The organism is Kocuria sp. GQ42, from assembly GCF_059758435.1.
This window is the reverse complement of sequence record NZ_JCAXEN010000001.1, coordinates 131,345-152,580: the sequence shown is the minus strand read 5'-3', so window position 1 is coordinate 152,580 and position 21,236 is coordinate 131,345. Positions and strand designations below refer to the sequence as shown.

15 protein-coding genes are annotated in these 21,236 nt (G+C 74.5%); 5 read left to right on the top strand and 10 right to left on the bottom strand.

Translation table 11 applies throughout. From position 1 onward, the window contains the following. Nucleotides 1–4: 4 nt before the first annotated feature. Nucleotides 5–2,203 (bottom strand): PhoX family protein, encoded by a 2,199-nt coding sequence (locus AC6CH6_RS00670; RefSeq protein WP_498253711.1) that lies wholly within the window; start codon nt 2,201–2,203, stop codon nt 5–7. A gap of 376 nt (nt 2,204–2,579) precedes the next feature. Between AC6CH6_RS00670 and AC6CH6_RS00665 the strand changes: the two genes are divergently transcribed. After that, nucleotides 2,580–2,990, top strand: coding sequence for a hypothetical protein (locus AC6CH6_RS00665; RefSeq protein WP_498253710.1), 411 nt, complete (start codon nt 2,580–2,582; stop codon nt 2,988–2,990). Here the strand turns inward: AC6CH6_RS00665 and AC6CH6_RS00660 are convergent. After that, complete coding sequence (locus AC6CH6_RS00660; protein WP_498253709.1) at nt 2,981–3,994, bottom strand: o-succinylbenzoate synthase; 1,014 nt, start codon at nt 3,992–3,994, stop codon at nt 2,981–2,983. The genes AC6CH6_RS00665 and AC6CH6_RS00660 overlap by 10 nt on opposite strands. A 130-nt stretch (nt 3,995–4,124) precedes the next feature. Here AC6CH6_RS00660 and AC6CH6_RS00655 point away from each other — a divergent pair, with 130 nt between their 5' ends. Next, nucleotides 4,125–4,973 carry a phosphatase PAP2 family protein gene (locus tag AC6CH6_RS00655; RefSeq protein ID WP_498253708.1) on the top strand — a complete coding sequence of 283 codons (849 nt, stop codon included), beginning with the start codon at nt 4,125–4,127 and terminating at the stop codon, nt 4,971–4,973. Here the strand turns inward: AC6CH6_RS00655 and AC6CH6_RS00650 are convergent. Further along, a complete protein-coding gene (locus AC6CH6_RS00650; RefSeq protein ID WP_017832458.1) occupies nt 4,906–5,799 on the bottom strand; it encodes an MBL fold metallo-hydrolase in 894 nt (297 codons plus the stop codon). The two genes, AC6CH6_RS00655 and AC6CH6_RS00650, sit on opposite strands and share 68 nt — an antisense overlap. Before the next feature lie 40 nt (nt 5,800–5,839). Here AC6CH6_RS00650 and gluQRS point away from each other — a divergent pair, with 40 nt between their 5' ends. After that, nucleotides 5,840–6,841 carry a tRNA glutamyl-Q(34) synthetase GluQRS gene (gene gluQRS, locus AC6CH6_RS00645; RefSeq protein ID WP_498253707.1) on the top strand — a complete coding sequence of 334 codons (1,002 nt, stop codon included), beginning with the start codon at nt 5,840–5,842 and terminating at the stop codon, nt 6,839–6,841. Here gluQRS and aceB read toward each other — a convergent pair. Beyond that, nucleotides 6,763–8,436 (bottom strand): malate synthase A, encoded by a 1,674-nt coding sequence (aceB, locus tag AC6CH6_RS00640; protein WP_133409438.1) that lies wholly within the window; start codon nt 8,434–8,436, stop codon nt 6,763–6,765. The genes gluQRS and aceB overlap by 79 nt on opposite strands. Before the next feature lie 152 nt (nt 8,437–8,588). Beyond that, the gene (gene aceA, locus AC6CH6_RS00635) at nt 8,589–9,872 is read right to left on the bottom strand and encodes an isocitrate lyase (protein ID WP_133409274.1); all 1,284 of its coding nucleotides are present in this window, start codon (nt 9,870–9,872) and stop codon (nt 8,589–8,591) included. Between the two features lie 161 nt (nt 9,873–10,033). Between aceA and AC6CH6_RS00630 the strand changes: the two genes are divergently transcribed. Both AC6CH6_RS00630 and putP read left to right on the top strand, forming a co-directional pair. After that, on the top strand, nt 10,034–11,515 hold the full coding sequence (locus tag AC6CH6_RS00630) for a helix-turn-helix domain-containing protein (RefSeq protein WP_109268150.1): 1,482 nt from the start codon (nt 10,034–10,036) through the stop codon (nt 11,513–11,515). A gap of 173 nt (nt 11,516–11,688) precedes the next feature. Then, nucleotides 11,689–13,185 (top strand): sodium/proline symporter PutP, encoded by a 1,497-nt coding sequence (gene putP, locus AC6CH6_RS00625; RefSeq protein WP_498253706.1) that lies wholly within the window; start codon nt 11,689–11,691, stop codon nt 13,183–13,185. A 64-nt stretch (nt 13,186–13,249) separates the two neighbouring features. Here putP and AC6CH6_RS00620 read toward each other — a convergent pair whose 3' ends face one another. From AC6CH6_RS00620 to AC6CH6_RS00600, 5 genes are all read right to left on the bottom strand, one after another. Beyond that, nucleotides 13,250–14,218: an L-lactate dehydrogenase gene (locus AC6CH6_RS00620; protein ID WP_498253705.1), complete on the bottom strand. Its 969-nt coding sequence runs from the start codon at nt 14,216–14,218 to the stop codon at nt 13,250–13,252. 104 nt (nt 14,219–14,322) lie between these two features. After that, nucleotides 14,323–16,296 carry a penicillin-binding transpeptidase domain-containing protein gene (locus tag AC6CH6_RS00615; RefSeq protein WP_498253704.1) on the bottom strand — a complete coding sequence of 658 codons (1,974 nt, stop codon included), beginning with the start codon at nt 16,294–16,296 and terminating at the stop codon, nt 14,323–14,325. A 174-nt stretch (nt 16,297–16,470) separates the two neighbouring features. Continuing rightward, nucleotides 16,471–17,433, bottom strand: a complete 963-nt coding sequence (locus tag AC6CH6_RS00610; protein WP_240722364.1) for an HpcH/HpaI aldolase/citrate lyase family protein — start codon at nt 17,431–17,433, stop codon at nt 16,471–16,473. Between the two features lie 289 nt (nt 17,434–17,722). Next, nucleotides 17,723–20,299, bottom strand: coding sequence for an ATP-dependent helicase HrpB (hrpB, locus tag AC6CH6_RS00605; RefSeq protein ID WP_498253703.1), 2,577 nt, complete (start codon nt 20,297–20,299; stop codon nt 17,723–17,725). A gap of 55 nt (nt 20,300–20,354) precedes the next feature. Continuing rightward, nucleotides 20,355–21,164, bottom strand: a complete 810-nt coding sequence (locus tag AC6CH6_RS00600) for an alpha/beta fold hydrolase (protein WP_498253702.1) — start codon at nt 21,162–21,164, stop codon at nt 20,355–20,357. Nucleotides 21,165–21,236: the final 72 nt, after the last annotated feature.

Sequence of the window (21,236 nt, the reverse complement as noted above, 5' to 3'; positions counted from 1 at the left end):
GGGCTCAGTAGGAGCGGGACGCGGTCCTCGCCGCCGCCTTCGTCTCCGCGGTGGCCTTGCCCTTGTAGCCGCGGTAGCGGGGCCCGCGCTCGCCGTTCTTGCGCCGCTTGTGCTGGTTGCGGCCCTGGCCCGGCCGGTCGTGGATCGCGCCGGGGAACTCGGTCTCCCCGGCCCGGTCCACGGCGAAGACCTGGGCCACGGACGGCCGCGGCAGGGACCACTCGCCCTCGCCCTGGCGGGTCTCCACCACGTAGTCCGGGAAGTAGGAGCGGGGCTCCTCGAAGGAGCCGTCCTCGCCCGGGTGCTGCACGGCCACGTAGACCATGCGCTCGCGATCGTGGATCACGGGCCCGCAGGTCTCGGCGTCCTGCGGCACGGCGAGGAACTGCTCGACGTTGCCGCGCTCGCGCCCGGACAGTCCCACCTTGAACAGGCCGTCGTTGTAGCCGATGGTCCCCGGGGCGCCGTCCGTGGAGATCCACAGGTTGCCCTCCGAGTCGAAGGCCAGGTTGTCCGGGCAGGAGATCGGGGAGACCTTCTCCACCGGGTAGCCGGAGAAGTAGGTGGAGGCGTTCTTCGCCGGGTCGCCGGCGACGAGGAGAATGTTCCAGTCGAACTCGGTGGCGGCGGCACGGTGGTGGCGCTCCGTGATCTCGATGACGTGCCCGTCGCGGTTCTGGGTGCGCGGGTTGGCCTCGTCCGGGCCGGCCTTGCCCGGGGTGCCGCGGTCGGTGTTGTTGGTCAGCGCCACGTAGACCTTGCCGGTGTGCGGGGAGGGCTCGACGTCCTCGGGTCGGTCCATCTTGGTGGCACCGACCTGGTCCGCGGCCAGGCGGGTGAACACCAGGACCTCCTCCACGGACATGCCGGCCACGGCCGACTCCCCGTTCACCACCAGGGGCAGCCACTCGCCGGAGCCGTCGAACGCTCCGTCGGAGGGCAGCCGGCCGGAGCCGTCGATCTCGGCCGCGGTGTCCCCGGTGAACTTCGCGACGTACAGGTTGCCCTCGGAGAGCAGCGTCATGTTGTGGGCGCGGTCGCCCTCCACGTACTTCTGGGCGGAGACGAACTTGTAGAGGTAGTCGAAGCGCTCGTCGTCGCCGGAGTAGGCCACCACGGTGCCGTCCTCGGCCACGCGCACGTTGGCGCCCTCGTGCTTGAAGCGGCCCAGGGCGGTGTGCTTGACCGGGGTGGAGGCGGGGTCCTGGGGGTCGAGCTCCACGATCCAGCCGAACCGGTTCGGCTCGTTCGCGTAGCCCGGCAGGGTCGAGTCGAAGCGGGGGTCCACCTCGTGCCAGCGCCGGCTCGGGGCCTCGGTGGAGATCCCGTAGCGCTTCTGCTCGGCGGAGCCGTTGCCCTTGAAGTACTGGTTGAAGTTCTCCTCGCCGGACAGGACGGTGCCCCACGGGGTGGTGCCGCCGGCGCAGTTGTTCTGCGTGCCGAGGACCACGGTGCCGGTCGGGTCGTCCTGCGTCCTCAGCAGCGCGGAGCCCGCGGCCGGGCCGTCCACGGCGAAGGGCGTGCTCAGGGTGATGCGCCGGTTGCGGGCGCCGCCGCGCACGTAGGACCAGGGCCGGCCGGGGCCGGTGCGGGCGATCTCCACGACGGACATGCCGTGGGCGGCCATGGCCACCCGGGCCACGCGCTGGAGGTCGTCCTGCTGCTCGGCGGGGAACATGAGGCTCTCGTTCGTGTACTCGTGGTTGTTCACGAGCACTCCGCTGCGCCCGCCGCGGTCCTGGAGGATGTCCAGGTAGTCGCTGTTGTAGCCGAACTGGCCCGCCTGGGACTCCGGGGTCTGTCGGAGGGGGTCGAACTCCGGGGAGTCCGCGAACAGGGGGTCGCCCCAGCGGATGATCGGGGACCAGTCGAAGCCCTCGGGGACCGTGAGGTCGTCCACGGTGTTCGGGACGGGGGCGATGGGCGCGAAGGACAGCCCGGAGCGTCCGCGGCCGTGGGCCTGGGCGGTCTCCGGGGTGGCGCCGACGACGCCGACGGTCACGGCCGCCGCGGCGCCCAGGCCCAGGGCGGAGCGGCGGGACAGCGCGGCGCTCGCGATGTCGCGGAAGTAGCCGTTGCCGGAGGTGTTGCACTCCGGTCCGGCGCAGGCGCTGCCGCACTTGAGCTGGCACGTGACGGGGCTGCGCTTGCCGCGCGTGTGGCCGAGCAGGGGCAGGACGGTGCGCTTGGCGGTGTCGGTCATGGCTCTCCCAGGGGACGGGGCCCGCGGCGGACCGCGGTCGGGGAACGGGTGCTCCGCCACTGCACCACTGCCCGGTGAGGCCCCGGGGGCGGCCGTGCGAACCGCAGGTGAACGGGCAGTGTCCGGCCGGGGACCCATCCGCCCCTGATCAGCGGGTCCGTCCCGGGCCGAGTTCACTCAAAGAAACAATGCGCCGGCGGATTCCGCGGCCGCCCCGGTTCTGGGATGCTCGTGGCGTCAGGCCGTCCCATCCGTCCAGCGCCCCGGGCCGTGACCGGGAACTTACGGAAGACCCCCCTCCTTCTGCTCGATCCGCCCACGGGCCGTGCCGCCGCGGCGGCGGAGCCGGCCGGGACACCGGCGGAGGAGGCGCGCGATGCACATCGAACCAGAGGGGGGACTGCTGTCCCCGCGGGAGCACGGGGGAAACGTTCCGCACGAGCACGGCGCGCGCGGGTACCGGCGTGCAGCCGTGGACTGCCTGAGCGTCCACCGCGCGTGGGACCTCCACCCGGGGGACTGCCTGCACGGACGGATCATCGCCTCCGTCCACGGGGTGGTGGGGCTCGCCTGCAGCCCCGTGGCGGTCTTCTCCTTCACGGGCGACGACCCTGAGCACACGGCCCAGACCCGGATCGGCGCCGCCCACCCCGACATGGAGCTCGGCTGCGACGACGTGTGGCGCGCCGCCCGGGCCTGGGTCCGGGGCCACGGGCTGCACGAGGGCGAGCCGGTGGACCTGGACCGACTCCGGGCCGAGGTCCTGGGGGTAGTGGCTCAGGGCTGAGGTGCGGCCCCGGCCAGGGCGTGCACGCGGCGCAGCCGCTCCAGCCACCACCGGCGACGGTCGGCGGGCACGGCGTGGCACGCCAGCAGCTCGGGGTCCGGGACCGCGTCCCGGAGCTCGAGCATCCCGCCCACCGGCCGCAGCGGCTCCCGCAGGACGTCCGCCCGCATGAGGGACACCGTCCCGAGCCCGCAGGCGTACGGGAGCTCGGGCAGGGCGGCGGCGAGCCCGAGACCCGCCCGGATGCCCACGGAGGTGTCCAGGGCGGAGCTGACCACCGCCGGCAGGCCTGCCTGCGCGACCACGTCCAGGGCCCGGCGCACCCCGCCCAGCGGAGCCGCCTTGACCACGAGCAGGTCGGCGGCGCCCGCCCGGGCCACCGCCAGGGGGTCGTCCTCCTTGCGCACGGACTCGTCCGCGGCCACCAGCACCGGCACGCCCCGGTCGGCGAGGCCCTCCCGGACGGCGGCGAGGCCCTCGATCGTGGGCACGGGCTGCTCCGCGTACGCGAGCCCGTGCCGCCCGAGCCGCTCCAGGGCCGCGAGGGCCGTGGGCACGTCCCACCCGCCGTTGGCGTCCACCCGCAGCTCGGCCTCGGGCAGCAGGGCCCGCACGGCCGCGACCCGGGCATCGTCGTCCCCCGGCCCCTGGCCGCGCTCGGCGACCTTGATCTTCACGGCCCGCACCCCGCCCCCGAACCCGGCGAGGACCTCCCGGACCCGGGCCGCCGGCACGGCGGGCACGGTCGCGTTGACGGGGATGCGCGTGCGCCGGGGCGCCGGGAAGCCGTGCCACGCGGCGTCGACCGCGGCGCGGAGCCAGGCGCCGGCCTCGGCGTCCCCGTACTCGGGGAACGGGCCGAACTCCCCCCACCCCGCCGGGCCGCGCAGGAGCACCGACTCGCGCACGTCGACGCCGCGGAAGCGCACCCGCATCGGCAGGGCGACGACGTGCGCGTGCGCGAGCAGGTCGTCGAGCGGGGGCAGGACCACGGCGGGGAGCATGCTCCCCAGCCTAGGCGGCGCCTCTCAGCCCGCTCCGATCCGTGCGTGGAATGATGAGGGCTCCGCGGGTGCCCGCACGGCCGCGGCCGTGCCCGCGCCCCGACGATCCGCACCACCGCCCAGGAGCTCGATGACCACGACCGCCCGCCGCCCCGCACCCACCGTCCTGCAGGTCCTGGGCCACCTGCTCGGCGCCGCCGCCCTGTGGGCGTCGGCCGCGCTGGTCGGGGTCGTGGCCCTCACCACCGCGACCGGGCAGTGGCTCGACGAACTGGCCCTGCGCCAGGCGAGCGGCGCCTTCCCGGACCTCTCCGACCGCGCCGCCCAGCTGCTCGACTCGGTGCCGTGGGTGGTGGGCGCCGTCTCCGCCCTGTGTCTCGCGGTCCTGGCCGTGCGCTCCCGGCGCCTCGCCCCGGCGGTGGTCGGGGCGGCGGTGGTCGTGCTCTCCAACCTCACGGTCCAGCTGCTCAAGCGGGTGCTGCTGGAGAAGCCGGACCTCGGGATCCAGGAGGCCGCCGTCAACTCCTTCCCGTCCGGGCACACGGCCGCCGCGGCCGCCGCCGTGGCGGTGGTGCTGCTCGCGGCCCCCGCCCCCTCCCGGCCGGTGGTCGGGCTGCTGGGGGCCGGCGCCACGACCGCGACCGGGGTGGCCACGCTGCTGAACGGCTGGCACCGGCCCTCGGACGTCGTGGCGTCCCTGCTGGTCGTGGCGGGCTGGGCCGCCCTGGGCGGGCTCGTCCTGCGCCTGACCGGGCCCGTGGAGCGACCCGTGCCCGGCGGGGGCCTGACCGCCCTGCTGGCCGTCTCCGGCGCGGGGGCCCTGCTGGTCGGCCTGCTGCCGCTGTGGGCGGCCCTGCGCGTGCCGGGCGGGGGCTGGGCTGCGGTCGCGGCGTGCGCGGCGATCCTCGGGGTCAGTCTCCTGGCGGCAGCGGCGCTGACAGCGCTGCAAGCTCCTCGGTCGCGGCGTCCTCGGCCCTGATCCGCTCGAGCCGGTCCAGGAGGATCCGCGCCGCCCCCGGGTTGTAGGGCAGGCGGAACATCGAGGCCGTCACGGGACGCATGCCGTCCGGCTGCGCCGCGGCGGCCTCGCTCGCGTCCACCCGCTCGATCGCGGTGCGCATGAGCCGGGCCTGCTGGAGCACGAAGCCGCGCTCCACCGGGTTGCCGTGGCCGGGGACGAAGACCTGGTACCGGTCGAGGGCGGCCAGGCTTTCGAGGGCCGTGGCCCAGCCCCGCGGGTAGGAGTCGTCGAAGCTGGGGTCGGCGCCCTGCTCCACGAGGTCCCCGGTGAACACGACGTCGTCGACGCCCACGCAGAGGTCGTTGTCGGTGTGGCCCGGGCCGAACGAGAAGAGCACCGCCGCCCGCTCCCCCAGGTCCACCCGGGTCAGGGCGGGGCGCCGGCCCGTGCCCGGCAGGTGCCGGTTGGGCACGACGAGACGGGTGTCCGGCCCCTCGGCGGCGGCCATCTCGGGCTCGTGGGTGCCCACGAAGGAGCGCTGGAAGTCGCCGTGCGCCTGGATCGCCGCCGCGCAGCCGCGGTGCGCCCAGAAGTCCTCGGCCCCGGCGCGCTGGAACACGGCGTTGCCCAGGAAGTGGTCGTAGTGGGCGTGGGTGTTCACCACCGTCAGCGGCAGGCCCGTGAGCGAGCGGACGGCCTCCAGGATCTCCCGGGCCTGGCGCGGGCCCGCGCCCGTGTCGATCACGAGGGCGCGACGAGACCCGAGCACGACCCCAGAGTTCAGCCTCCAGTTGTCCGTGCTCACGGCGAAGACGCCGTCGCGGATTTCGTTGATGCGCGCCACCCGACCAGGGTACCGACCGCCGCTGGCTATCCTGGCAACCATGACCGCTCCGTCCTGGGGCCGTGCGGCCGGAGGCGCCGGCCGCTATGCTCCGTCCCCCTCGGGGGACCTCCACCTCGGCAACCTCCGCACGGCGCTGCTCGCGTGGGTCCTCGCGCGCTCCACGGGCCGGGGCTTCGTCCTGCGCGTCGAGGACATCGACCGGGTGCGGCCGGGGGCGGCCGAGCGGCAGCTCGCGGACCTCGCCCGGCTGGGCCTCGACTGGGACGGCCCGCCGCTGCTGCAGTCCTCGCGGGAGGACGAGCACCGGGCCGTGGTGGAGCGTCTCACCGCGGCGGGGCGCACCTACGAGTGCTACTGCACGCGCCGGGAGGTGCAGGCGGCCGCGAGCGCGCCGCACGGGGCCCCGGGCGCCTACCCGGGCACGTGCCGGGACCTCGGCGACGCCGAGCGGGCGCGGCGCCGCCGGGAGCGGCCCCCGGCGGTGCGGCTGCGCGCGGACGTGCGCTCCCGCACGGTCGTGGACCGCTGGGCCGGGGCGTTCACGGGGCTCGTCGACGACTTCGTGCTGCTGCGCAACGACGGCCGCCCCGCCTACAACCTCGCGGTGGTCCTCGACGACGCCCACCAGGGCGTGGACCAGGTGGTCCGGGGCGACGACCTGCTGCCCTCGACCCCCCGGCAGGCGTACCTGGCCTCGGTGCTCGGTCTGGACGAGCCGGAGTGGGTGCACGTGCCGCTCGTGCTCAACGCGCACGGGCAGCGCCTCGCCAAGCGGGACGGCGCCGTGACCCTCGCCGAGCTCGCCGCGGCGGGGCACGGCGCCGAGGAGGTGCTGGGCTGGATGGCCGCGTCGCTGGGCCTCCCCGGACCGGTCCGGTCGGCGCAGGACGTCCTCGCCGTGTTCGACGAGGACGTCCTGCCCCGGGCGCCCTGGATCGTGGACCCGGCCCGGTGGGCCGCTCAGGCTCGCGAGGACGCTGAGGTGCCGGCCTCCTCCGGGGCGTGCGGGTCCTCGGGCTCGGCCAGGAACCGCTCGTAGGCGGGGGTGGTCAGGAACGCGGGGTAGTCGTCGCCCAGGGCCACCTCCTCGAAGATGGCGCGGGCGTCGTCGAAGCGGTCGCCCTCGGCGCGCTCGATCTTCGCGAACTCCTCCTCCAACAGCTCCTGCACCCAGTCCCGGGTGATCTCCTCGCCCTCGTCCGTGATGGCGCGGGTATTCACCCACTGCCAGATCTGGGAGCGGGAGATCTCCGCGGTCGCGGCGTCCTCCATCAGGTTGTGGATGCCCACGGCGCCGTTGCCGCGCAGCCACGCCTCGATGTAGCGGATCCCCACCTCCACGTTGTTGCGGATCCCCACCTCGGTGATCCTCCCCTCGGCCGAGGCGATGTCGATGAGCGCCTTGTCGTCGGGCACCACGTCCTCGCGGAGCCGGTCCAGCTGGTTCGGCCGGTCGCCGAGCACCGCGTCGAAGACCTCGCGGCACACGGGGACCAGGTCGGGGTGGGCCACCCAGGACCCGTCGAACCCGTCCTCGGCCTCGCGGGTCTTGTCGGCCTGCACCTTCTCGATCGCGGTGCGGTTGACCTCCTCGTCCCGGCGGGAGGGGATGAACGCGGCCATCCCGCCGATGGCCATCGCCCCGCGGCGGTGGCAGGCCCGCACGAGCTGCTCGGTGTAGGCCCGCATGAACGGCTGCGTCATGGTCACCGCGTTGCGGTCCGGGAGGATGAAGCGGGGCCCTCGGGTCCGGAAGTTCTTGATGATGGAGAAGATGTAGTCCCAGCGGCCGGCGTTGAGCCCCGCGGCGTGCTCCCCGAGCTCGTGGAGGATCTCCTCCATCTCGAAGGCCGCGGTGATCGTCTCGATCAGCACGGTGGCGCGGATGGTGCCGCGGTCCGTCCCCAGCATGGACTCCGCCCGGCTGAAGATGTCGTGCCACAGCCGCGCCTCCTGGTGGGACTCGGTCTTGGGCAGGTAGAAGTAGGGGCCCAGGCCGAGCTTCTTGAGCCGGCGCGCGTTGTGGAAGAAGTACAGGCCGAAGTCCACGATGGCGCCCGCGATGGGCTCGTCCCGCACGGACAGGTGCCTCTCCTCGAAGTGCCACCCGCGGGGCCGCACCACGATGGTCGGGTTGGCCCGGGCGTCCCTGTTCTTCAGCGCGTACTTCTTGCCGTCCGGGTTGGTGAACTCGATGGTCCCCTCGAGCGCGTCGATGAGGTTGAGCTGGTTGGTGACCACGTTCGTCCAGTGCGGGGTGTTGGCGTCCTCCATGTCCGCGAGCCACACCTTCGCCCCGGAGTTGAGGGCGTTGATGGTCATCTTCCGCTCGGTGGGACCGGTGATCTCCACCCGGCGGTCCTCGAGCCCGGGCGGGGGCGGGGGCACGCGCCAGGAGTCGTCCTCGCGGATCCCCCGCGTCTCTGGCAGGAACGTGGGGTCGGTGCCGCGGGCGATCGCCTTGCGCCGCTCCTCGCGGGCGGCCAGCAGCTCGCGCCGGCGGGGCTCGAACTCGCGGTGCAGCGCCGCGAGGAAGCCGAGCGCGTCGGGGGTGAGCACACTGTTCTGCCGGGGCACGTGGTGACCGGTGAGGGTCACGCCGTTGATCGTCACGGGGTTGCTGGTCATGGTCATCATGGCTGGGTCCTCGCCTGAAGAGTGTCCTGGGGAGTTCGGGTGGGGCGGCTCCGGAGGGCGCCGGAGCGGGTCGTCGTCGGATGCGGCGCGGCCGGGGACCCTGTCGGGCCCCCGGCCGGTCACGGCCGTTCGGCTCAGGGCCGTTCGGCTCAGAACTGGGCGGTCTCGGTGGACCCGGCCAGCGCCGTGGTGGAGGACTGCGGGTTGAGGACGGTGGAGACCAGGTCGAAGTAGCCGGTGCCGACCTCGCGCTGGTGGCGGGTGGCGGTGTAGCCGCGCTCCTCGGCCGCGAACTCCCGCTCCTGCAGCTCCACGTAGGCCGTCATCTGGTTGCGGGCGTAGCCGTGGGCGAGGTCGAACATCGAGTAGTTCAGGGCGTGGAAGCCGGCCAGGGTGATGAACTGGAACTTGAAGCCCATCGCGCCCAGCTCGCGCTGGAACTTGGCGATCGTGGCGTCGTCCAGGTGCTTCTTCCAATTGAAGGACGGCGAGCAGTTGTAGGCGAGCATCTGGTCGGGGTGCTCCGCGTGGATGCCGTCGGCGAACTTCTTGGCCAGCTCGAGGTCCGGGGTGCCCGTCTCCATCCACAGCAGGTCGGCGTACGGGGCGTACGCGTTGCCGCGGGCGATGCAGGCCTCGAGGCCGTTGCGGACCTTGTAGTAGCCCTCCGCGGTGCGCTCGCCGGTGACGAACGGCTTGTCGCGGTCGTCCACGTCCGAGGTGATCAGGGTGGCCGCCTCCGCGTCGGTGCGGGCGATGATCAGCGAGGGGACGTCGGCGACGTCGGCCGCGAGCCGGGCCGCGCTCAGGGTGCGGACGTGCTGCTGGGTGGGGATGAGCACCTTGCCGCCCAGGTGGCCGCACTTCTTCTCGGAGGCCAGCTGGTCCTCCCAGTGCACGCCGGCCGCGCCGGCGGCGATCATGGACTTCATGAGCTCGTAGGCGTTGAGCGGGCCGCCGAAGCCGGCCTCGGCGTCGGCCACGATCGGGACCAGCCAGTCGTCGACCGTGCTCGTGCCCTCGGAGTGCTCGATCTGGTCGGCGCGCATCAGCGCGTTGTTGATCCGCCGCACGACCGCCGGGACGGAGTTCGCGGGGTAGATCGACTGGTCGGGGTAGGTCTGGCCCGCGAGGTTCGCGTCGCCGGCGACCTGCCAGCCGGAGAGGTAGATGGCCTTGAGACCGGCCTTCACCTGCTGGACCGCCTGGTTGCCGGTCAGGGCGCCCAGGGAGTTGACGAAGTCCTCGGTGTGCAGCTTCTCCCACAGCTGCTCCGCGCCGCGGCGGGCCAGGGTCATCTCCTCCTGCACCGTGCCGCGCAGGCGGACGACCTCCTCCGCCGTGTAGTCGCGGGTGATCTGCGCCCAGCGGGGATCGGCGTCCCACTCCTGGCGGATCTCGTCGGCGGTCTTGGGGGCGTTGGGGTAGGACATGTCGGCTCCTCGTTGAGTGGTCCGAGAACGGGTGCTTCGGCTTCGGGGTCACCGGGAAGTTCGCTCTTCCGTGGTGACACATCCCACTTTGCCCCAGTTCAACCCGGATCAACCCCACATTTCTCGTCGAACTTTCGCCGTTTTTCGTCTATCGTGAAGAAATGACGACCAGCGCGTGGGGCACCGAGGAACCGACGACGGCGGAGCCGGCCGGCAGCACCGACCTGATCGGTCTCGGCCGGCGCATCCGCTCGCTGCGCAAGGACCGCGGCATGACGCTCGCGGAGCTCGCCGACCGGGCGGGCACCGCCACCTCGCAGCTGTCCGTGATCGAGAACGGGCGCCGCGAGCCCCGGCTCAGCCTGCTGCGGCGCCTCGCCGAGGTCCTGGGCACGAGCGTGGACGCCCTGCTCGGGGCCGAGCCGGGCACCCGGCGGGAGGCGCTCGAGATCCAGCTCGAGCGCGCCCAGCGCTCCCCGTTCTACGAGCAGCTGGGGCTGCCGACCGTCCGGGTCAGCTCCGCGCTGTCCACCGAGGTGCTCGAGGCGCTCGTGGCCCTGCAGGAGCGGCTGGCCGAGGCCCTCGAGAAGAACTCGGCCACCCCGGAGGAGGCCCGCCGGGCCAACGTGCAGCTGCGCCGGCTCATGCGGGCGCAGGACAACTACTTCCCGGACCTGGAGCAGGCCGCCAAGGAGCTGCTGACCCTGGGCGGCTACTCCTCGGGGCCCGTGTCCAACTCCGTGATCTCCGAGATGGTGGGCAGGCTCGGCTACAGCATCCACCACGTCACCGACCTCCCGCACTCGACCCGCTCGGTGACCGACCTGCTCAACCGGCGGATCTACCTGGTGCAGAGCCCCCGGGCGGACCACGACCCCCGCGCGGTGCTGCTCCAGGCCGTGGGGCACCAGGTGCTGGGCCACGAGCCGCCGAAGGACTACGCCGAGTTCCTCGCCCAGCGCGTGCAGACCAACTACTTCGCCGCCGCGGTGATGCTCCCGGAGGACAAGACCGTCCCGTTCCTGCTCGAGGCGAAGAAGGACCGGGACCTCTTCCTGGAGGACCTCAAGGACCGCTTCGCCGTCTCCCACGAGACGGCGGGCCACCGCTTCACGAACCTGGCCACCCGGCACCTGGGGATCCGCACCCACTTCCACAAGGTGCACTCGTCCGGGGTGATCCACAAGGCCTACGAGAACAACGGGCTGGCGTTCCCGACGGATCACACCGGGGCGATCGAGGGCCAGATCTCCTGCCGCAAGTGGTCCGGGCGCACCGTCTTCGACCAGCCCAACCAGTTCACGGCGTTCGCCCAGTACACGGACACCCCCTCCGGCACGTACTGGTGCTCCACGCGCACGGAGCTCTCCAGCCAGGGCGTGTTCTCCATCGGCGTGGGCGTCGCGTTCACCGACGCCCGCTGGTTCCGCGGCCGCGACACCCCGCACCGCACGGTGTCGACCTGCCCGGACCCCTCGTGCTGCCGGCGCCCGCCCGAGGAGCTCAGCCGGGTGTGGGCGGGCCACGCCTGGCCCAACACCCGGGCCCACTCGCACGTGCTCGCCGCCCTCCCGGAGGGGGCCTTCCCCGGCGTCGACGAGCGGGAGGTCTACGAGTTCCTGCAGGCGCACGACGACGCCTGAGCCGGCCCCGCGGGCCGCCGGCGCGGTCTCCCCGCACCCCCGGGACCGCCTCCCTATACCCGTAGTGGCTGGCCACTGCCCGGGAGCGGGCGTAAAGTTCTGTGGGACCTCTGCTCCACCCACCCCCCTGGACGCTGCGCTCCACCGGGCCGGCTCCGGGCGGAAAGGACACCATGCCCCAAGAGATAGCCCAGACGATCGCGATCGTCATCTACTTCGCCGCCATGATCGGGATCGGCCTCTACGCCAACAGCAGGACGAAGAACCTCGACGACTACATGCTCGGCGGGCGCAACCTCAAGCCCGGGACCGCCGCCCTCAGCGCCGGTGCCTCCGACATGTCCGGCTGGCTGCTGCTCGGTCTGCCCGGCGCGGTGTTCCTCTCCGGTCTGGTCGAGGCGTGGATCGCCGTCGGCCTGATCATCGGCGCGTGGGTCAACTGGAAGTTCATCGCGCCCCGGCTGCGCTCCTACACCGAGGTCTCGCACAACTCGATCACGATCCCGTCCTTCCTGGACAACCGGCTCAAGGGCGGCAGCCGGCTGCTGCGCATCGTCTCCGGGCTCATCATCCTGGTGTTCTTCACGTTCTACGTCTCCTCCGGCATGGTGGCCGGCGGGCTGTTCTTCCAGTCGTCCTTCGGCTCGACGTACCACGCCGGGCTGCTCCTCGTCGTCGGCGTCACCATCGCCTACACGCTCTTCGGCGGCTTCCTCGGCGCGACCTACACGGACGTGGCGCAGGGCCTCCTGATGTTCGCGGCCCTGCTCCTCGTCCCCGTCGTGGGCGTGATCAACGTGGGCGGCTTCGGCCAGATGGCGGAGAACATCCGCGCCGTCCAGCCCGACGCCCTCTCCATGGTGTCCGGGGCCACGGCCATCGGCGTCATCTCGGCCCTGGCGTGGGGCCTCGGCTACTTCGGCCAGCCGCACATCATCGTCCGCTTCATGGCCATGCGCTCCCCCTCCGACGCCAAGACCGGCCGCCGGATCGGCCTGACCTGGATGGTGCTCAGCGTCATCGGGGCGATCGCCACCGCCCTGGTCGGCGTGGCCTACTACGGCAACCGCCCGGACGAGAGCCCGACCGACCCGGAGTCCGTGTTCCTGGATCTCGCGCAGGTCTTCTTCCACCCCGTGATCGCCGGCTTCGTGCTGGCGGCCGTGCTCGCGGCGATCATGTCCACGGTCTCCTCCCAGCTCATCGTCTCCTCCTCCGCGCTGGTGGAGGACCTGTACAAGCTGACGGTCAAGGAGTCCCCGTCCGAGCGCAAGCAGGTGTGGATGGGCCGCGCGGGTGTGGCCCTCGTCGCCCTCGTCGCCACGTTCCTGGCCTGGGAGCAGAACAACACGATCCTCGGCCTCGTGGCGTTCGCGTGGGCCGGCTTCGGCGCCTCGTTCGGCCCGATCGTGATCCTGTCCCTGTTCTGGCGCAAGCTCACGAACCTGGGCGCGATCACCGGCATGGTCCTGGGCGCGGTCACCGTGTTCGCGTGGACCGTGACCCCGTGGGCCGACCTCTACGAGATCATCCCCGGCTTCCTCGTGAGCCTCGTCTCCGCCGTGCTGGTCTCGAAGGCCACCTACCGGCGCGACGAGGAGGTCGAGCGCGAGTTCGACGACGCCGTGCGCCTCGCCCACGCGGCGGAGGACGAGATGGCCGCCCGCTGACCTCTCGCACCGCTCCGCCGGGGCCCGTTCCGCACGCCGGGACGGGCCCCGGCGCCGTCCGGGCTCAGTACCCGATCGTGGCCAGGGTGGCCCGGATCGCCTCGGCGGAGCGGTGCAGCATGGCCAGCTCCTGCTCGTCCATGGGCACGACCAGCCGCTCGACGACGCCCCGCCGCGCGACGATCGACGGCACGGACAGGGCGACCCCGCTGATCCCCCGGTAGTCGTCGAGGACAGTGGAGACGGGCAGCACGGCGTGCTCGTCCCGCAGCACGGCCTCCGCCACGCGCGCCCCGGCCAGGCCGATCGCGTAGTTGGTGGCCCCCTTGCCCTGGATCACCGTGTACGCCGCGTTGATCGTCCGGTGCGTGATCTCGTCCAGCCGCTCGTCGGTGAAGGGCCGCCGCCCCTCGACGGTCCAGTCCCGCAGCGGGATCTGCCCGATGTTCGCGTTCGACCACAGGGGGAACTCGGTGTCCCCGTGCTCGCCGACGATCGTGGCGTGCACGCTCGTGGTGGACACCCCGCCCTCCTCGGCCAGCAGCCACCGCAGCCGGGACGTGTCCAGCACGGTCCCGGAGGACATCACCCGCTCCGTGGGCAGGCCGGTGAGCTTCTGCGCGATGACCGTGAGCACGTCGCACGGATTGGTCACCAGCACGTACACGGCCTCGGGCGCCTGCTCCACCAGCCGCGGCATCAGCTGCTCGAGGATCGCGGCGTTGGCGCCCGCCAGCTCCATCCGGGTCTGGCCGGGCCGCTGCTTGGCCCCGGCGGTCACGAAGACGACGTCCGAGCCCGCCAGCACGGCGACGTCGTCGGAGCCGGTCACCCGGGAGCTGGGGGTGAACATGGCCCCGTGGGCGAGGTCCAGGCCCTCGGCGCGGACCCGGTCCCCGGCGAGGTCGTAGAGGGCCACCTCCTGGGCGACGCCCTTGATGAGGACCGCGTAGGCCAGGGACGAGCCGACGGAGCCGGCGCCGACCACGCCGATCTTGGTTCTCGCGGGAGTGGTGGGCACGGTCTCGGGCACGGGGAACTCCTCGGGGGTCCGGTGGTCCGCGGCTGCGGACGGTGTGCTCCCATCCTGGGCCAGCGGCGCGGGTCGCGGAAGGGCCCGGGCCACCGTGTCGCGGCTCAGCCGGCGGTGGACGCGGAGGCCGCGGCCAGGAAGTCCCGCATGATGGGCCCGCCGGTGACCGAGCCCAGGCCGCCGTCCTCCACGAAGACCGCCACGGCGAGGTCCTCGTGCTCGGCGATCACCCACGAGTGGGTCCGGGGCGGGTCCTCGTCGCCGAACTCGGCCGTGCCGGTCTTGCCGATCGCGGTGTCCGGTTCGAGCCCCTGCAGCACGCCCAGGTGCCCGGACGAGACGACGGCCCGCATCATGGTGCGCAGCTGCTCCGCCTCCTCGGCGGTCAGGGGCTCCTCCGGTCCGGGCCCGGTCACGGCGTCATCCTCGAGCAGGCCCTCGGTGCTGACCAGCCGGGGGGTGACGAGCTCTCCGGCGGCGACCGAGGCGGTGAGCCCGGCCATGCTCAGCGGGGACACGAGCGTGCGGCCCTGCCCGAACATCGCGGCGGCGTGCTGGGCCGGCTCCTCCTCCTGCGGGAGCTCACCCCAGAACGCGGGCACGGACAGCTCAGCGGGCACCCCGATCCCGAGCGCGGCCGCCGCCTCGGCCAGCTCCGCCTGGTCGATCCGGTCGTGCTGGTCCACGAAGCTGGTGTTGCAGGAGTGGGCGAGCGCCTCGGTGAGGGTGATCGCCCCGGTGAACTCGGCCGGATAGGACTCGACGTTGTCGATCCGCACGCCCGCGGCGGTCGTGGACGGCGGGCACTGCACGACCGTCCCGGGGGTGTCGCCCTGCCGGAGCATCCCGAGGGCCGTGACCACCTTGAAGGTGGAGCCGGGCGCGTACCGGCCCAGCAGCGCGGTGGAGTAGCCCTCGGAGCCCGGCCCGTTGGCCGAGGCGACGAGCTCGCCCGTGGAGGGTCGGACCGCCACGACCGCCGAGGGGGACTCGACCCCGGCCAGCAGCTCCTCGGCGGTGGCCTGGAGCCCGCGGTCCAGGGTCACCGCGACCGGTTCGCCGGCCTCCGCCGGGACCTCGAACAGCGGCTCGCCGGCCGCGGGCTCGTCCCCGATCTCCTCGACGACGACGCCGGGCGTGCCGCGCAGCCGGTCGTCGAAGCGCTCCTGCACTCCCCCGCGGCCGATCGCCGTCCCGGGGGCGAGCTCCCCGCCGGAGTCCGCCACGTCCTCAGCCGTCGCCTCGGCCACCCCGCCCAGCAGGTCGGCGGCGAAGCCGCGGGAGGGGGCCAGCGGCAGCTCGTCCTCGACCACGAGCAGGCCCGGGACCGCCTCCATCTCCGCCGCGTCCAGCTCCCGGAAGTCCTCCAGCCGCAGCGGGACGGCCTCGACGAACGCCTCGGGCCCGGCCTGTCCGACGGCCTCGGCGTAGGCGTCGGCGTCGATGTCCACGGCCTCGGCGAGCCGGCGGGCCGCTTCCTCGGGGTCCGCCCCGTCGAGCTGCGACCGGTCGATGCCCACCCGCCGGATCGGGCGCTCCGTCACCAGCGCCTCGCCGTCCGCCCCGCGGATGTCCCCGCGGTCCGCGGCCACCGTCCGGGCACGCAGGGCCTCCCCCTCCGCCAGGCCCGGGTGCACCACGGCCGGGGACCACTCGGCGGCCCAGTCGCCGGACCCGGTCCGGACCAGCGGGAGGACCGAGTCGTACGCCCAGTCCTGCGCCACGCCCGGGAGGTCCCACGACCAGGACAGGGTGGCCTCGCGGCGGTCCTCCTGTCCGGTGTCCTCGACTGCGGAGACCTCGACGGCCGGGGCGGCCTCCCCGAGCGGCGCGGTGATCCGCTCGTACTGCTCCTGGGCGGAGGGACCCTCGACGTCGCCGAAGGGCAGCTCCTGGACGCTGCCCGCGCCCAGGGCCGCGGCGACCCGGTCGGCGGTCTCCCGCCCGCCGTCGGGGGCGAGCGCCGAGCAGCCGGTGGCGAGGAGGGCCGCGGTGAGGGCGACCGGGATGGCCGCCCTCGGCCGCCGGGGGCGGGGCCGGGACGCCGGGGGCTGCGGGGCGGGGCGGGGAGTCTGCACGGTGTCGAATCTAGTCCGTCCCGCCCCGGACGGGACAGGCCGGGCGGGGGGTCCGGACACGGAAGAACCGGTGGGCGCCGTGTCTGCACGGCGCCCACCGGTCCGTCGGACGCGCGGGGAGGGGGTGCGCTCCCGCGCGGGGGCGGGGCCGGGTGCCGGCCCCTCACCACCGGATCAGCAGTGGTACGTGTCGGTCGGCGCCTCGAAGTGGACGTCGTAGCCCTCGGGGATGCTCAGGCCGAAGGCCCCGGCCAGGCCCAGGATCTTCTTGGCGCGGGCGAGGCGCGGCAGGTCGGAGCCGTTGCGGATCTCCCCGCCGTCGGCGTCGAACTCCTGGAGGAACTCGGTGGCCCAGGACAGCTCGGACAGGGACGGGCTCAAGCCCTCGTTGACCGTGGCGGTCTGCTCCGGCATCAGGCACAGCTTGCCCGTCATGCCGAACTCCAGGGTCACGGACGTGGCCTCGGCCAGCTTGGGGCCGAGCGCCCCGACGGCGGGCCCGTCGATGGGGCCGGGCAGGTTGGCCGCCCGGGAGGCAATGGTGAACTGCGAGCGCGTGTAGGCCAGCGTCATGGGGTTCTCCCCGAAGCCCGTGTCGCGCCGGAAGTCGCCCAGGCCGAAGCCGAGGCGGTACGTGGAGCGGGCGCCGGCGATGGCCTGCAGGTGCTGCACGCCGCGGGCCGTCTCGACGAGCGCCACGATCCTCGTGTCCTTGAGCAGCTCCGCGGTGCGGGTGACGTGCTCCGGGGACTCGACCATGGCCAGCATGACGCCGTCCAGGCCGCGGACCCCGGCGAGGGCCCGGAGGTCCTCCTCCCACCACTGGGTGCCGAAGCCGTTGACCCGCACCCACGCGTGGTGCTGCTCGCCGTGCTCGTCCCGGGCGTCCAGCCAGCTGATGACGTTGCGGCGGGCGCGCTCCTTGTCCTTGGGCGCCACGGAGTCCTCGATGTCCAGGACGACGACGTCGGCCGCGCTCGCCCGGGCCGCCGCGAACCGCTCGGCCTGGGCGCCGTTGACGAGCAGCCAGGAGCGGGCGAGCTCCGGGCCGACCGCGGGAGCGGCGACCTGGGGAACCAGCGGCAGGGACGAGGTGGTCGGGGTCGTCGGCGAGGTCTCGATCGAGGTGGCAGTCATGAGGGCGTACCCGTTCTCCGTGAGGTGCAGCGAGCTGCGGTGTGACAGATGTGCCGGGGCACCCGTGCTGGGAGGGCAGGTGCTGCCCGGCGGAACCGTGACCGGTGCCGGGCCCGCGGGAACGATCGCGTCGCGGGGGTCCGGCCGGTGCGTGCCCCGGACCGGGGATCGCGAGGTGGGCGAGCCGGTCCGTGCGCGCTGGATCAACGCGCTCGGCAGGTGCGGTGACTCCACCGTAACCCAGATCACACCGGGACGCCACCCGCCGTGCCCGGGCACGGGTCCGGGCTCAGGAGCGGCGCGCGGTGCGGGCGGTCGCGGGCGCGGTCCAGGGGTCCTCGGGCCAGGGGTGCCGGGGGTAGCGGCCGCGCATCTCGGCGCGCACCTGGGCGTAGGGGCCGGACCAGAAGGAGGCGAGGTCGCCGGTCACGGCCAGCGGCCGCCCCGCCGGGGAGAGCAGGTGGAAGAGGATCGGGACCCGGCCGCCGGCGACGGCCGGGGACGCCGCCCACCCGAAGCACTCCTGGAGCTTGACGCTGACCACGGGCCGGCCGGCGGGGTCGTCGGCGGCCGGGTAGTCGATCCGGGCCCGGGAGCCGCTGGCCACGGTCAGCCGCTCGGGCGCGAGCTCGTCGAGGCGGGCGGCCTCCGGCCACGGGAGCAGCCGCCGCAGGGGCGCGGCGAGGTCGACCCGGCGCCCTGCGGCGAGGGCGTCGAGCTCGGGGGCGAGCCACTCGTCGAGCCGGTCGAGCAGGGCGGCGTCGGACACGTCGGGCCACGGGTCCCCGAGCCGGTGGTGGAGCAGCGCGAGCCGGCGCCTCAGCCGGTCGGCGCCGTCCGACCAGCCGAGCAGGCCGAGGCCCTGCTCGGCCAGGGCGGCGCGCACCGCCTCGCGGGCCGCCCCCGGGGCGGGCCGCACGGGCGTCGAGGACAGCTCGATCGCCCCGAGCGCCCGGACCCGGCGGGCGCTCGCCCGCCCGTCCTCGAAGCGGGTGCGGACCTCGTCGGTGAGCAGGTGCTCGGCGCAGCGCTCGGCGAGGGGCCGGTCGAGCGCCGCCGCGGCGCGCACGACCGCCCCGGTCCCGGCGGCGGCCTGGCCGGACGCCCGGGTGACGTCCGCGACGGCGAGCCACTCGTGGCCCGCCAGGCCGCTCCCCGGGGCCAGTCCCGCACGGGTCCCGGAGGCGAGCAGGTAGGTGTCCCCCACCTTCCGGGCGACCCGCTCCGGCAGGGCCAGCGCCACGACGGCACCGGCCACGAGTTCGGCCGGGACGTCCCCGGCGACCGGCGGGGCGGGCACTTTGGAGAACGGCGGGTCCGTGGCGATCCGCTCCAGCCGGCGGCCCTCGTCGGCCCAGCGGCGGGCGTCAGGGGCCCGCCCGGCGCGCAGCTCGGCGAGCAGGCGGGTCAGGTCCCCGCCGGGCGGGCGGTGGTCGTCCGAGACCATCGCGACGACCTCGGCCGCCGGCCGGGCGCCCACCGCGCGGGCGCCGTCGAGCAGGCCGCGGGCCAGGCGCGGGTCCACGGGCACCGCCGCGAGCAGCCGGCCGGTGGCGGTGGCCCGGCCGTCGTCGTCGAGCGCGCCGAGCCCGTGCAGCACGGCGACGGCGTCGGCCAGGGCCGGCGCGGGCAGGGGGTCCGGCAGGGGCAGGCCCCGTCCGCCGGGTGCGCCCCAGCAGGCGAGCAGCAGCGCGGCGCCCGTGAGGTCGGCGGCCGCGAGCTCGGGGGTGAGGTGGCGGGGCATCGCGGCCCAGGTCCGCTCGTCGTAGCAGCGCACGACCTCCCCGGGCCCGAGCCGGGCGGCACGGCCCGCCCGCTGCTCGGCCGAGGCCCGGGAGGCCGCCACCGTGACCAGGCCCGTCATGCCGCGGCCGGCGTCCCGCCGGGGCTCGCGGGAGAGCCCGGAGTCGACCACGAGGCGCACGCCCGGCACCGTCAGGGAGGACTCGGCCAGGGACGTGGAGACGACCACGCGGGGCAGGTCCCCGGGCCGGCGTCCCGAGGTCGCCCGGTCCTGCTCGGCGGCCCTGACCCGGCCGTGCAGCTCGAGCACCTCGGCCCCGCGGCAGGTCTCCCGCAGCCGCCGGGCGACCTGGGCGACCTCCCACGCCCCGGGGACGAACACGAGCGCGTCCGTGGCGCCGTCCCGGGCCAGGGCCCGCGCGTGGGCGTCGGCCGCGGTCCGGGCGACGTGGTCGAGGAACGGGCGGGTGACCCCGCGCTCGTCGGTGCGCCGGCCGGGGGCCGGGGCCCACCGGACCGTGAGCGGGTGGAGGGCGGCCGGGCAGTCGACCACGGGGGCCGGGGCGCCCTCGCCCAGCAGCCCGGCGAAGCGCGGGGCGTCGAGGGTCGCGGACATCGCGACGAGCACCAGGTCCTCGCGCAGCTGCCGGACCTCGGCCAGCATGCCGACGAGCAGGTCGGACTCGAGACCGCGCTCGTGGACCTCGTCGAGGACCACGGCGCCCACCCCGGGCAGCCCGGGGTCCTGCAGCAGCCGGCGCAGGAGCACGCCGGGCGTGACGAACTCGACGAGCGTGCCGGCCCCGGTGCGCCGGTCGCCGCGCACCGTGTGGCCCACGAGCTCGCCCACCCGGGTCCCGGCCAGGTGCGCCAGCCGCCGGGCCGCCGCGCGGGCGGCGACCCGGCGGGGCTGGGTGACGACCACCCGGCCGGGCCCGGGGTCCGTGGCGCGCTCGTGCAGCAGGTCGGCGACCAGCGGGGGCACCAGGGTGGTCTTGCCGGTGCCGGGCGGGGCCTGCACCACGGCGACGCCGCCGGCGAGGGCCGCGCGGAGCTCGCCGAGCACCCCGGCGACCGGCAGGCCGGCGCCGATCCGGGCGAGGTCGAAGGGGACGGGGCTCATCGTCCCAGTCTCCCACCGCCGCGGGAGCCGGCCGCGACCCTGGCGGGGAGGGCGGTCAGGGCCCGGTGTGGTCCAGGAACCCGCGCAGCACCGCGGCGAACTTCTCCGGCTCCTGCGAGTGGACCCAGTGGCCGGCCTCGCGGATCGTCACCCGGTGCGCCCGCGGGAACAGCCGGCGCATGACCGGCGCGTGCTCGTCGCGGACGTAGTCCGAGCGCCCGCCGGCGACCCAGAGCACCGGACCCTCGTAGACGGCGTCCCCGGTGTCCGGGAAGCCGCCGATGGTGTCCAGGCTCGACCGCAGCAGCTCGAGGTTCGGCTCCCAGGAGAGGCCCTCCGGGCCCCTGCGCAGGTTCTGCAGCAGGAAGCTCCGGGTGGTGTCCCACGGGATGGGCCCCCGGAGGGCCTCGTCCGCGTCCGAGCGGCGCTCGACGGCCGTGAGGTCGACGGCCGCGAGGCTGTCCAGCAGGTGGGCGAACTCGCCCTCGCCGCCCCCGGCCCGGGCGGGGGCGATGTCCACCACGACGAGCCGGGAGACGAGGTCCGGGTGCCGCAGCGCCAGCACCATCGCCACCTTGCCGCCGAGGGAGTGCCCGACGACGGCGACCGGCCCCGCCGCGGCGAAGTCGTCGCGCAGGGTCTCGGCCACGGAGTCCGCCATCTGCTCGTAGTCCACCCGGTCCGTCCACACCGACCCGCCGTGGTTGGGCAGGTCCACGAGCAGGCTCCGGAAGTCCGGCTGGAGGTCCTTGGCGATCCGGGTGAAGTTCTTGCCCCGGCCGAACAGACCGTGCAGGAAGACGACGCGGTCGCCGTCGTCCCCGACAGCGGTGGTGTGCAGGGTGCTCGTCCGGTTCTCAGCCATCCTCCGAGCTTAGGGTCTCGGCCGCCGCAGGCCGGCACTGCGGCAGGTCAGCGCGGCGGCCGGGGCGCGGGG

Coding starts and splice junctions, on each gene's coding strand:
- AC6CH6_RS00670 (WP_498253711.1), bottom strand. CDS start 2,203: ATGACCGACACCGCCAAGCGCACCGTCCTGCCCCTGCTCGGCCACACG.
- AC6CH6_RS00665 (WP_498253710.1), top strand. CDS start 2,580: ATGCACATCGAACCAGAGGGGGGACTGCTGTCCCCGCGGGAGCACGGG.
- AC6CH6_RS00660 (WP_498253709.1), bottom strand. CDS start 3,994: ATGCTCCCCGCCGTGGTCCTGCCCCCGCTCGACGACCTGCTCGCGCAC.
- AC6CH6_RS00655 (WP_498253708.1), top strand. CDS start 4,125: ATGACCACGACCGCCCGCCGCCCCGCACCCACCGTCCTGCAGGTCCTG.
- gluQRS (WP_498253707.1), top strand. CDS start 5,840: ATGACCGCTCCGTCCTGGGGCCGTGCGGCCGGAGGCGCCGGCCGCTAT.
- aceB (WP_133409438.1), bottom strand. CDS start 8,436: ATGACCATGACCAGCAACCCCGTGACGATCAACGGCGTGACCCTCACC.
- aceA (WP_133409274.1), bottom strand. CDS start 9,872: ATGTCCTACCCCAACGCCCCCAAGACCGCCGACGAGATCCGCCAGGAG.
- AC6CH6_RS00630 (WP_109268150.1), top strand. CDS start 10,034: ATGACGACCAGCGCGTGGGGCACCGAGGAACCGACGACGGCGGAGCCG.
- putP (WP_498253706.1), top strand. CDS start 11,689: ATGCCCCAAGAGATAGCCCAGACGATCGCGATCGTCATCTACTTCGCC.
- AC6CH6_RS00610 (WP_240722364.1), bottom strand. CDS start 17,433: ATGACTGCCACCTCGATCGAGACCTCGCCGACGACCCCGACCACCTCG.
- hrpB (WP_498253703.1), bottom strand. CDS start 20,299: ATGAGCCCCGTCCCCTTCGACCTCGCCCGGATCGGCGCCGGCCTGCCG.
- AC6CH6_RS00600 (WP_498253702.1), bottom strand. CDS start 21,164: ATGGCTGAGAACCGGACGAGCACCCTGCACACCACCGCTGTCGGGGAC.